12 protein-coding genes are annotated in these 12,897 nt (G+C 37.9%); all 12 read right to left on the minus strand.

Going from position 1 to position 12,897, the window contains the following annotated elements; translation table 11 throughout:
• Window positions 1-1,398, minus strand: coding sequence for a triphosphoribosyl-dephospho-CoA synthase CitG (gene citG, locus AC6H0A_RS04455; RefSeq protein WP_005639593.1), 1,398 nt, complete (start codon window positions 1,396-1,398; stop codon window positions 1-3).
• Between the two features lie 180 nt (window positions 1,399-1,578).
• On the minus strand, window positions 1,579-3,081 hold the full coding sequence (gene citF / locus AC6H0A_RS04460; protein WP_005639591.1) for a citrate lyase subunit alpha: 1,503 nt from the start codon (window positions 3,079-3,081) through the stop codon (window positions 1,579-1,581).
• A gap of 13 nt (window positions 3,082-3,094) precedes the next feature.
• Complete coding sequence (gene citE / locus AC6H0A_RS04465; protein WP_005639589.1) at window positions 3,095-3,970, minus strand: citrate (pro-3S)-lyase subunit beta; 876 nt, start codon at window positions 3,968-3,970, stop codon at window positions 3,095-3,097.
• On the minus strand, window positions 3,967-4,254 hold the full coding sequence (gene citD / locus AC6H0A_RS04470) for a citrate lyase acyl carrier protein (protein WP_005639587.1): 288 nt from the start codon (window positions 4,252-4,254) through the stop codon (window positions 3,967-3,969). Before citD ends, citE begins: the two co-directional genes overlap by 4 nt.
• Window positions 4,255-4,291: 37 nt before the next feature.
• Window positions 4,292-5,299: a [citrate (pro-3S)-lyase] ligase gene (citC, locus tag AC6H0A_RS04475; RefSeq protein WP_005639585.1), complete on the minus strand. Its 1,008-nt coding sequence runs from the start codon at window positions 5,297-5,299 to the stop codon at window positions 4,292-4,294.
• 377 nt (window positions 5,300-5,676) lie between these two features.
• Window positions 5,677-6,639, minus strand: coding sequence for a lipoyl synthase (gene lipA, locus AC6H0A_RS04480; protein WP_005639583.1), 963 nt, complete (start codon window positions 6,637-6,639; stop codon window positions 5,677-5,679).
• 51 nt (window positions 6,640-6,690) lie between these two features.
• The gene (gene lipB, locus AC6H0A_RS04485) at window positions 6,691-7,329 is read right to left on the minus strand and encodes a lipoyl(octanoyl) transferase LipB (RefSeq protein WP_005639581.1); all 639 of its coding nucleotides are present in this window, start codon (window positions 7,327-7,329) and stop codon (window positions 6,691-6,693) included.
• Window position 7,330: 1 nt separating this feature from the next.
• A complete protein-coding gene (gene ybeD, locus AC6H0A_RS04490) occupies window positions 7,331-7,609 on the minus strand; it encodes a DUF493 family protein YbeD (protein ID WP_005639577.1) in 279 nt (92 codons plus the stop codon).
• A 96-nt stretch (window positions 7,610-7,705) separates the two neighbouring features.
• A complete protein-coding gene (locus AC6H0A_RS04495) occupies window positions 7,706-8,887 on the minus strand; it encodes a D-alanyl-D-alanine carboxypeptidase family protein (RefSeq protein WP_005639574.1) in 1,182 nt (393 codons plus the stop codon).
• Window positions 8,888-8,902: 15 nt separating this feature from the next.
• Entirely contained in the window at window positions 8,903-9,766 is an 864-nt protein-coding gene (locus AC6H0A_RS04500) for a septal ring lytic transglycosylase RlpA family protein (RefSeq protein WP_005639571.1), read from the minus strand.
• A gap of 51 nt (window positions 9,767-9,817) precedes the next feature.
• A complete protein-coding gene (gene rodA, locus AC6H0A_RS04505) occupies window positions 9,818-10,933 on the minus strand; it encodes a rod shape-determining protein RodA (RefSeq protein ID WP_005639567.1) in 1,116 nt (371 codons plus the stop codon).
• Window positions 10,923-12,878 (minus strand): penicillin-binding protein 2, encoded by a 1,956-nt coding sequence (gene mrdA, locus AC6H0A_RS04510; RefSeq protein ID WP_005639564.1) that lies wholly within the window; start codon window positions 12,876-12,878, stop codon window positions 10,923-10,925. The genes rodA and mrdA overlap by 11 nt, the downstream gene beginning before the upstream one ends.
• Window positions 12,879-12,897 lie beyond the last annotated feature (19 nt).

Here is a 12,897-nt window from a genome sequence, read left to right on the forward strand (position 1 = left end):
TTAATTACCTCTAAATGATAAAAAGAAAATTGTTAGTGCTAATAAATCAGCACTACCGCCCGAACTTAAATTACGTTCAATGCAGGCGGTATCAAATTTCATTAATGCTTGTGTCAGCGCTGCTTTATCTGTCACAAGATGTTGATCTGTAAGCAGATCCCGTGCTGTTTGCTGTATGAAATGCAATCCTGCTAAACCACCTCGATGAACCACGTTAGTGTCGGAGTTAATTGCCATTAAATTCAACAACAAAATCAGTAAACGATGTTCCCATTCTAACTGATGGTACTCATCAAATTGTGGCAACAACGTTTGAATGAGATTAAAACCATTTTCTGCTTCGCCACGGACACCTGTTAAGCCATATTTTTGGAATAAACGCACTCCAGCCGTACTAGGCAAGTGTTCAGGATAATTTTTGAGTTCATCCGTTAAACCTTGAGTAAATTGTGCAATAAGTGAGCAGATTAATTTAACATCAAAATCTACCGCACTTTGAGCCAAACTTTTTTGTGCCAATAATCGTCCAATTGCCGTACACACTAAACCAAAAGAAAAAATAGCACCTTTGTGGGTGTTTACGCCATCAGTAACTTTAAACATTGCTTTTTCCGCCAATAAACCTAAAGGACGAATTTCAGCGAGAATTTGATTTTCAGACAAATGCGCGGTCATCATGCCTTTGAGAACAAACTGCGTAAAAAAAGGTTTTAAACTAATCGCACTTTGCTCAAAAGTATGCAGGTTCATATCTTTGTGCGAACCGTTATTGATGGCATCCACTAAACCAGGTTTTGGCGATAAGCGAGCCTCTTGTATTAATGCCAGATAAACTTGTTCACCAATATGTTCTGCGAAATCATGATTTTGTGCAAGAGATTGAATTTTATCCACAATCTCATCAATCTCGTGCTTGCGGGTTCTGGCACAGATTTTTGCATTTTCCCCGCACACTAAACAAGTTCTTGGAGAAAGATCAAAATCTGTACGACTCAGTAGATTGCCTTTAGCATTAAACACATCTAAATCCCACAAACGAGCAAGAGGAATGCTTTCTTCCAATTCAATCATCAGCACTTTTAGCGTACGAGCATCTATCGGTAATACAAAATAGGCTTCATGCCCCGTTTCTAACGGACGGATTATTTCTTTTACTGCTGTAATGTTTAACTGAGTAAAAAGTGCGGTCAGATTTTCTAGAGCTTTTCTAAAAACATAATCCAACAAAGCATTTTTTTTTACTCCACCCACAGCAGTTAAAGTGATGCAAAGTAAGGTTTGTCCATATTGTGTTATAAGCTGTTGTTGTAAAATTGCACGTTCCTCTCGAGCATTAAGTAATGCTTCAAGTGAAATTTCTGAACCCTCTGTAGAGAATGTCGTAAAAAAATGCTGCAAAATTTGACCGCTCTTTTGTATAAAAATAAATTTTCTTAACGCTTTCCATTTATAGGGTGTTGGCGAAAGCTGAAAGAGCTAATTGAGTCTCTTTCAACTCTTTGGGCTCCTTTCCTGATAATCATGGGAAGACAAGAGTTAATTTTGGCTATTGAAAGTAGATCGCTTGTAATGCTGATTCTAGTCTTTAACTTGATACACCGTATCAATCACCGAACCATCACGATAACGAACAACAGCCACAGGTTTATTAGTAAACTCAATTTCTTTTGGTTTACCTGTAATGCTGTAAGCGCGCTCACAAAGCTGTTCAATGGTAAACAAAGGAATATCTGCTTTATTTAAAGCGTCTATCAAATCTGGACGTTTAGGATTTACTGCTACACCATGATCGGTAACGAGAATATCGACGTTTTCACCAGGTGTTACACAGGTAATCACGTTTTCCACCACGGTTGGAATACGACCACGAACTAATGGTGCCACAATGATTGCTATTTGTGCAGAAGCTGCGGTATCGCAATGACCACCAGATGCACCGCGAATCACACCGTCAGAGCCAGTCAATACATTCACGTTAAATTTAGTGTCGATTTCTAGAGCAGAAAGAATAACCATATCTAAACGTCCAACAGATGCGCCTTTGGAACTGTAATTCGCATATTGGTTAGCGGAGACTTCAATATGATTTGGGTTACGGGAAAGTGATTCAGCTGCAACAGAATCAAAGCTTTGTACATCTAATAATTTTTTAATAAGACCAGCTTCATGTAATGCCACCATACTTGCGGTAATACCGCCAAGTGCGAAATCGGCAGTGATATTTTCACGACGCATTTTTTCTTCTAGGAAGCGTGTAACAGCTAATGCTGCCCCCCCAGAACCAGTTTGTAATGAGAAGCAATCCTTAAAATAACCACTGGCAAAAATTACTTCTGCACATTTACGCGCGATGAGTAATTCGCGTGGATTGGTAGTCATTCGGGTTGCGCCACCGCCAATTTTTTTCGGGTCACCGACGGCTTCAACTTGCACGATTAAATCTACTTGATCTTGAGCAATGCCGATTGGGTGGTGCGGGTATTCAGCAAATTCCTCTGTGAGCAACACAACTTTGTCTGCGTATTCAGCATCGACACGCGCATAGCCTAGAGAGCCGCATTTACTTTTTCCAGTAAATCCATTGGAATTACCGAATGTGTCACAGCAAGGTACGCCTAAAAAAGCAACGTCAATTTTTAATTCGCCAGATTTTACTAAGTGAACACGTCCACCATGAGAATGAATATTTACAGGTTCATTTAATAAACCGCGAGAGATTTGCTCTGCAAGTTCACCGCGTAAACCAGAAGAATAGATTTTGGTGACCACGCCATTTTTGATATGTTCGACAATCGGGAAGTGGCTATCAATTAAGGATGAAGATGCAAGGGTCAGATTTTTGAAACCCATTTCGGCAATTTTATTCATCACCATATTCACCACGAAATCTCCGCCCCGAAAAGCATGATGAAATGAAACAGTCATACCATCTTTTAAGCCCGAGCGTTTAATTGCTTCTTCTAAAGAAGTACAAAGTTTACGATCTTTCTCAGTGCACGCAAGGGATTCAGATTTAAGCTCAGCTTGATAAACTGGGCGACTAGCATGATATTTTTCAATACGTTGTTCTCTTGTTGTCATCTTTTTATCTCACTTACTCTTCACGAACACCTGATTTCGCACGTTCCAATACCAATTTTGCGCGATCAATAATCGGTGCATCAATCATTTTACCGTTTAACGAAACAACACCAGCCCCTTGTCGTTCAGCTTCTGCTGCCGCTTCAATAATGCGTTTTGCCTGCTCCACGTCTTTTTGTGTCGGTGCAAATAAGTTGTGTAACAATTCAATTTGGCGTGGGTTGATTAAGGATTTACCGTCAAAACCAAGCTGTTTAATTAACGCAGCCTCTTTTAAGAAGCCTTCTTCATTGTTCGCGTTAGAATATACGGTATCAAAGGCCTGAATGCCAGCCGCACGTGCCGCTTGTAAAATAGAACAACGAGCAAAAAGCAGTTCAATCCCCTCTGGTGAACGCTCGGTTTTTAAGTTACGTACGTAATCCTCAGCACCCAATGCGATACCAATTAAACGTTTAGAAGCGAAAGCTATTTGGTTGGCTTGAGTGATACCTAATGGTGATTCGATGGCTGCTAGCATTTTAGTCGAACCTGCTTCTCGACCGCAAGCTTTCTCAATCTCAGTAATGGCGTGATCCATATCCAACACATCTTGCGCGCTTTCAGTTTTTGGCATACGTACCACATCCACACCCGCACGCACTACCGCATTCAAATCCAATAAACCAAATTCAGAATCTAGCGGATTAACACGAACTACGGTCTCAATTTCTTTATAAAGCGGATGCTGAAGTGCGTGAGCGACTAATAAACGAGCAGAATCTTTTTCTTTGAGAGCAACCGCATCTTCTAAGTCAAACATAATGGAATCTGGTTTATAAATAAAGCTATTACTTAACATGGCGGCATTTGAGCCTGGCACAAATAACATACTTCTTCTTAATTTCATAACACAGCCTCCCAGTTAATCATTTCATCAGTTGCACGCATTGCAGCAGCTTTTACTCGAGCTTGTAACACGCAATCTAACGCCCCTTTGTCTTCTACAATGACTTGTGCTGCTGTAATACCAAGTTTTGCTAATACTTCACGAACTGTCGCTTCAATTTGTTCACCAAATTGTTTTGCTACTGAGCTATTGATTTCAATATCGAGTGAATCAAAAGGTTGAACGCGTACTTGAACATCACTGGATTCCAGTGTCCCTGCAACAGCTACTTTTGTTATTTTCATAGATTTTCCTTCCGTATATTGATGAATAAAAATGTATTTAAAAACGACCGCACTTTTGTAAATAATTTAACGTAGTCATAGGCACAAACTCTGCGAGTTGAGCCCAATTTTTTTCAGCCAAATGCTTTCGTACTGTAGAAGCAGAAATAATCTGGTTGCTTGCTGTTTTTCTAGGTATCTCGATAACATTTATTTTTACTGCATTCATTTCGACATCCCTTAACCAATAATGCATTTGGCGATTATATTCGGCAGTGACGGGACAATTTAGCTCAGTACCAACAAAGCGATGTGTTATGCCCAAAGCTTGAGCAATATGTAAACGGAATAACTTCAGATCAACCTCAACATAACTTTCATCTGTAATTAATTGATCTTTTAGGAAATAATTTGGAAATGTTGCACGAGAAATAATATAGTCAGAGCCAGAATGAAGAGTGATATTGGGTAAATCGAAAATACCTTGTTTAACCATTTCAAATCGTTCAGCGTAAGAAAATTGCGATGCGTCTTCACCAACAATAAATAAATGCAGATGATCACATTGTTGTAATGCTTGCTCAATTAAATAACGATGACCTAAGGTAAATGGATTCGCATTCATTACAATCGAGCCAATTCGATTACCATCCACACGCATTTTCTCCCATAATGAGCATTGTTTTTGTAAACGCGTAGCACTATTTTCTAACAATACTACATAAGGATTGGCATCAGAGATGATATAAAAACCGCAAGATTTGAACAACGTTGCATATTCGGGTTTTGTATAAATAAAAAGGTGTGGGCGTTTTAGCGTGTAAGCTAAATCAACCAATTCAGTAATTAATTGCAGGGCAACACCGCTACCACGCAAAGACTCATCAATCGCAACACATTTTATGATATTGCCTGCTAAACCTCCACAGACAACGATTTGTTCGTTATCATTATAGCCAACAACAAAATACTCGATTTGTTCATCTAATTTAAGCGCATTTTGATGTAAAAATGTCTGAATGAGAGAAAGTTTTTTTTGTTCAGTAGAAATTCGCTCAAATTGCATCGACTCTCCAAAAAAGAAGAAAACATAACATCACTACCAAGTTAGTAGTATAGAGTTATTATAAGCGATGAGCAAATTACGATATAAGATAAGCTCATATTTTCCCCAACTTTATAATCTAATATTATCTTCACACTGCATTATACATTGAATAATTTATAGATATTTCCTTTTTTTTCAAAAACTTACATGGTACTCGATCATATAAGTTAAAAATACTATTTTCTTGATATCCTTTTCCTTACAATTGCGGAAATGATGATATGCTTAATAGTTGATTAATGAATAGGCAATATTGGCGGTTACTCTGAGTTGTAAAAATAAACCGCACTTTTGTAAGAAGCAAAAAGTGCGGTTTAATTCAGCGTAGTTTTAAATTATTTCACTAATCCGCCACTGGCTTGTAAATCAGCATGATAAGAAGAGCGAACAAATGGCCCACAAGCTGCATGTTCAAAGCCCATTTTATTAGCTTTATCACGAAATATATCAAACTCGGTAGGCGGAACATAACGCGCAACAGGCAAATGGTGACGGCTAGGTTGGAGATATTGTCCTAATGTCAGCATCGTTACACCATTATCTCGTAAATCTTGCATTACTTGCAAAATTTCCTCGTTAGTTTCTCCTAATCCCACCATTAAACCAGATTTGGTTGGGATATTTGGGAACATTTCTTTAAATTCACGCAATAATTTAAGTGACCATTCGTAATCTGCCCCTGGACGAATCTCTTTATATAGGCGCGGTACGTTTTCTAAATTATGGTTAAAAACATCTGGCGGATTATCTTTTAATTTTTCCAATGCCTGTGTAATGCGACCACGGAAATCAGGCACTAAAATTTCAATCTTAATATTAGGATTAAGCTCGCGCACAGCTTTTACACATTCTGCAAAATGACCCGCGCCACGATCAGGCAAATCATCGCGATCCACCGATGTAATCACTACATATTTAAGTTTCATATCTTGGATAGTTTCAGCCAATTTTTGTGGCTCTTCAGGATCGGGCGGTAATGGTTTCCCATGCGCAACATCACAGAACGGACAACGGCGAGTACAAATTGCGCCTAAAATCATAAAAGTTGCTGTTCCATGATTAAAACATTCGTGTAAATTTGGACAAGATGCTTCTTCACACACGGAATGCAAACCATGACGACGCATTCCATTTTTGATGCTTTCAATTTTAAGTGAATTTGCTGGAAGTTTAATTTTCATCCATTCGGGCTTTTTCAATAGCTCTTGGTTTGGATCAATATTTTTTACTGGAATAATCGACGTTTTTGCCGCATCGCGATATTTTACACCGCGTTCCATTTTGAAAGGCGTTGACATAAGCGTTCCTAAATAAAAATGCCCAAACCGGGCATTTTTGATCATTAAATATTACAAATTTGTTACATTATAGCCTAAAAGCTCAGCAAAGTGTTTAATTAATTTTGGTGAAACCTTATCGCAATTAGCCTCATCTTGATTAACAAAATCCGCTAATTGACACATTTCAAGACCAGCATAGCCACACGGGTTAATATAATGAAATGGATTCAGATCCATATTGATATTCAATGCTAATCCGTGAAAAGAGCAACCACGACGAATACGCAGTCCAAGCGAACAAATCTTTTTTCCATCCACATACACGCCTGGTGCATCAGGTTTTGGATAACTTTCAATACCATATTCAGCTAAAGTTTTTACCACCGTTTGTTCAAGTGCGGTAACTAATTGACGTACATTTAAATTCTCATGACGCTTAATATCAATGAGCACATACATCACTTGCTGACCGGGTGCATGATAGGTTATTTGCCCACCACGATCGGACTGCACTACAGGTATTTCACTACGTTGTAAAAGATGCTCTGGTTTACCTGCTTGCCCTTGGGTAAATACAGGAGGATGTTGCACCAACCAAATTTCGTCTTGCGTTTCCTCGGTTCGACTATCTGTAAAATTCTGCATTTTATGCCAAATGTCTTGATAATCTTGCAACCCTAACTGATGAACGATAAGGGAATTATTCATACTAGATAACCATTTTCACGCCTTCAACTTTAGCCAGTTCTTTATAAAGTGTTTCTACCTGCTCAAAGTTTTCAGCAATAATGTCGATTGATACCGAATTATAAGTGCCTTTACTACTGCGTTTTTCCTTAGGAATATAATCGCCTTTAATATATTTTTGAACCACTTGTATAAGATCTTGTACTAACCCTTCTCGATTAATCCCAGCAACTTTAAAGGTCATTTTTGCTGGAAATTCCATTAATTCTTTAAGTTTTGCGTAATCATTTTCCGTTGTCATATTATTTCTCAGTAATAAAAATTATGCGTGGATGGCAAACTACCCGCATAGTACGTAATCTCTTAATTAAAAAAGTGCGGTAATTTCTCAGATATTTTATGCAAACAAGCCTTTTACAGTGAGCACCAGCCAATCCCAAGCTTTTCCAAAAATACCGGCTTCGCCAACTTCATCCATTACTTGTAAGTTTACCGCTGCAATATCCTTGCCTTCTAATTGATAAACGACTTTCCCTACAATTTGTCCTTTTGCTAAAGGTGCTTGTAAGTTTTTACCTTCTAACTCATAGCGCACTTTAAGCTCATTTTGTTTACCTTTCGGAATAGTGATAAAGCGGTCTTGTAGCGTTCCCAATTTCACGCTACCTTTATCACCATAATAAACAGGTTGCTCTGAAATGACTTTACCTGCTTCTAAAGTTTTAAAGGTTTCAAAATTAGCAAAACCCCATTGTAAAAGTTTTTTACTTTCTACTTCACGACCTTTATAAGTTGGAACCCCCATTACCACTGAAATCAAACGCATATTGTTTGGTGCCGTGGCAGAAGCAACTAAGTTATATCCTGCTTGACTGGTATGACCCGTTTTCATCCCATCAACATTGATAGTTTTATCCCACAGTAAGCCATTACGGTTAGGTTGTTTAATCTTGTTAAATGTGAAATCTTTTTCTGAGTAAATTTTATATTCTTCAGGTAAATCACGAATAATATGCGCACCAATAATTGCCATATCATGCGCGGAAGAATATTGATTTGGATCGTCCAAACCATGTGGCGTAGTGAAATTAGTGTTTTTCAAACCAAATTTTTGAACATATTTATTCATTGTTTCTACAAAGTTCGGTACATTGCCAGAAATATGTTCGGCTAAAGCCACTGTTGCATCATTTCCAGAAACAACAATCACGCCTCGATTCAAATCTGCTACAGATACTTGTGTATTTAAATCTAAAAACATTTTTGATGAGTCAGGGAAATTACGCCCCCACGCACTCTCGCCAATAGTCACCATATCAGTATTATGGATTTTGCCTTGTTTTAATGCGACGCCAACCACATAACTTGTCATCATTTTAGTCAGTGATGCAGGATATTGACGTTGATCTGGGTTAAGTGCGGTTAAAATTGCGCCTGAATTATAATCCATCAGTACATACGTTTGAGCCGTAATTTGTGGAGGCATTACAGCAAACTGAATATCTTCAGCAGATACGGAAAAAGTGCTAAGTGCCACAAATCCAGATAAAAATGCGATTTTTGTTGTTCTTTTCAACATAAGATCTTCCTACAATTAATTTTTATACGTATAAACAATTAATGGCTTATTATTTGCCATTTTTTGTAATTTAGTTCTCACTTGTGCCATTTTTGTTTTGTCATCAAAAGGCCCAATATGAATTTCATATTTATTTCCCGAGCGATTTACTTTAGCCTGAATATTCGCTAACGCAAGTTGCGTAATTAACTTATTTGCTTGGCTACGAGAGGTTAGTTCAAGCATTTTCAAACGATAAAATTCAGTTCCTTTTAGATCATTTATTGACTTAGATGCGTTATCAAAAAGCGTGTTAGATTTTAATACTAAACGATCGGCAGCTTCCTGAGTTTTTGCTTGTTTAGCCAGTGTTTTTGTGGCTGCACCTGATAAATTTCCATTTTTAGCAACGTGCAACGCCTCAATCCTTACCTGTCCAGTGCCGTGGGAAATTAAGCCAATTTCTTTTGCTGCAGCGTGCGAAAGATCAATTAAACGTTTATCACTAAAAGGCCCACGATCATTAATACGAACGATAACTTTACGATTATTATTCAGATTTGTGACCAAAGCATAAGAATTCATTGGTAATGTTTTATGTGCTGCAGTAAATTGTGTAGCACGATAAATATCACCATTTGCCGTCTTGCGACCATTAAACTTAGAATGGTAGTAACTCGCCACTCCTTCTTTTATATAAAATTTGGCATCATCTCCACTTTTAGTCGTATAGGTTTTCCCTTTCACCGAATAAGTAATTGGTGTTGGCATTTTAGTCGTAATAGACAGATTATCACCTCGAATGCCATACATTTTTTGTGTATTCGCTTGCACTGGAAGATTAATGCTTACCATAAACAGCGAAAGTGCGGTCAAATTTAACCAAGTTTTTAATTTCATAAGTATTGACGCTTTTCATTTAACCTCTCTTTAAGAAAGAAAAAAATGAAATTAGTTCCTTTTCATAAATTGACTTTTGTGCGTATGAATAGACATCAGTAAACCAAAGCTCGCCATAATAGCAACATAAGATGTACCACCATAGCTAAATAAAGGTAATGGCACACCCACAACAGGCAAAATACCGCTCACCATTCCAATATTAACAAATACATAGACAAAGAAAATTAATGTTGTTGCGCCAGCAAGAATACGCCCAAAAGAAGTTTGAGCATTTACAGCAATCATTAAACCACGCACAATAATAAATAAGTAAATCGCTATTAAAATCAAGAAACCAATCATTCCATGCTCTTCACCCATTACCGCAAAAATAAAATCTGTATGAGGTTCGGGCAAAAATTCTAATTGTGATTGAGTCCCCTGCATCCAGCCTTTTCCGTTTAATCCACCAGAACCAATCGCAATTTTTGATTGCAAAATATGATAGCCTGCACCGAGAGGATCTTTTTCTGGATCTAATAATGTAAGTACACGAGTACGTTGATAATCATGCATTAGATATAACCACATGATCGGAATAAACCCAGCCAGACCAATCACTGCAGCTAAAATAAGCCACCAACTCATTCCAGCTAAAAACACGACAAATAAACCTGACGCACTTACCAAAATTGATGTGCCTAAATCAGGTTGTATAGCTACAAGTAAAGTCGGAATCATAATCATTACAATCGCAATAAATGTTTCACTTAATTTAGGTGGAAGTGGTCGATTACCTAAATACACAGCGACCATTAATGGCACCGCAAGCTTTACAATTTCAGAGGGTTGAAAACGAATAAATCCCAGATCAAGCCAACGCTGCGCACCTTTACTTGTCGTGCCAATAGCATCTACTAAGATCAACAACACAAAACCAATTAAATAAAGATAAGGTGCGATGCGTTGGTAAAATCTTGGTGGAAATTGAGCCATTAACAGCATAACAATAAATCCAAGTAAAACCTGAATAATTCGGTTATTAAACATCATTTCACTGGCACCTGATGCACTATATAACACCAGCATACCATAAGCCGTTATTGCAAGAAGTCCGATAAACAGCCAAAAATCAATATGCAAACGTTGCCAAACACGCAACCAAAAAGGGATTTTATCTTCCATTTATTTGTTCGCTCTCTTGTGACAAATCTTTTTTTTGCTGAATAGGTACATTATATTTTTCAACTTGTGGTAAACGCTGATTTAAATAGTAATCCATCACTTTACGCGCTAACGGTGCGGCATTACTTGAACCACCACCTGCATTTTCTAAAATCACTGTCACAACCAATCTAGGGTTTTCATAAGGCGCATATGCGGTAAACCATGCGTGATCATGTAATTCTTTTTTCAATCCCACCGCATTGTATTTTTCATTTTCTTTTAAACTAAACACTTGAGCAGTACCAGATTTTCCTGCAACACGATAATTGGCATCTGCAAAGGCTTTTCGCCCAGTTCCATTTGCAGCATTAACAACATTGTACATACCGCGTTTCGCTGCCTCCCAAGCCGTCACTTTAGGTGTACTAATATCAGGATAAATTAACGGATCTTCATAAGGCTCTAGAACTGCCCCCTCAATTGCTTTCATCAAATGCGGCGTATTTACTTTGCCATTATTGACCAATATCGTCGTTGCTTTTGCTACTTGTAGTGGTGTTGCCGTCCAATAACCTTGACCAATCCCAACCGAAATCGTATCGCCTTGTACCCAAGGGCGTTTATAGCGTTTTTGTTTCCATTCTCGAGTTGGCATATTGGCAGCCGTTTCTTCTTGAATTTCAATCCCCGTTGGCATACCAAAACCAAAATCCTTCATCCAATTAGAAAGGCGATCAATACCCATATTATAAGCCACTTGATAAAAATAAGTATCAGAGGATTCAGTAATCGCTTTATTCAAATCCGTATCTCCGTGGCCTGTTTTTTTCCAATCACGAAAACGTTTTGTGGAGTTAGGTAATACCCAATATCCCGGATCAAAAATCGTTGTGTTTGGTGTAATCACATTTTCAGTTTGTGCGGCTACTGCAATAAAAGGTTTGACTGTTGAAGCGGGCGGATACGCACCTTGTGTCGCACGACTATAAAGTGGATGAGCAAGATCATTTAATAAACGTTTATAATCTTCGGAGGAAATACCATCAACAAACAAATTATTGTCATAACTTGGCGTAGACACCATAGCCAGCACACCGCTATCTTTCGGATCCAATACAACAATCGCACCTTTTTGCCCAGCCAAAAGATCTGTGATGTAACGCTGCAATTCTAAATCAATAGTAAGATAAATACTTTTTCCTGCAACTGAAGGTTGTTCACGTAACTTACGAATAACTTTACCACGGTTGTTAATTTCTACTTCTTCAAAACCTGTGGTTCCGTGTAACTTATCTTCGTAATAACGTTCAATCCCCAATTTGCCCATATCATTACTACCAGAATAATTAGCAAATTTTTCATCTTTTTTCAAACGTTCAACGTCTTTATCATTGATTTTTCCCACATAGCCTAAAATATGCGTCATAATCTCGCCATATAAGTAATAGCGTTTAAAATAAGGACGTACATCTAAACTCGGATATTGATAGCCACTCACTGCAAAACGTGCGATTTGTTCTTCTGTTAAATTAGGTTTCAATAAAATAGGCGTGTAACGCGTTCCGCGGCGACGTTCTTTTTTAAAATTTTCAATATCGTTATCCGTCAAGCCCACAATGTAGCGTAATTCATCTAAAGTGCGGTCTAAATTTTCAGTTTTTTCTGGCACAATGTATAAACCAAAAAAAGTAAGATTTTCGGCTAATAATTTCCCGTAACGATCATAGATTAATCCACGCGTTGGAGGTAAAGGTAATAATTTAATTCGGTTACCATTAGAACGCGTTTGGTAAGTATCAAAATTAACAATCTGTAGCTGATAAATATTGGTGAATAACGCGCCTGTTAGTAACAAAATCCCCAAAAAAGCCACTAAAGTTCGGCGTGCAAAAAGGTTACGCTCCGCTTTTTTATCGCGGAACGGTTCATGAGTTGGCGTATTGAAGAATCTTTTTAAATTCATCTGACTAAAAATGAGGATT

The organism is Haemophilus sp. THUN1692 (assembly GCF_059704395.1).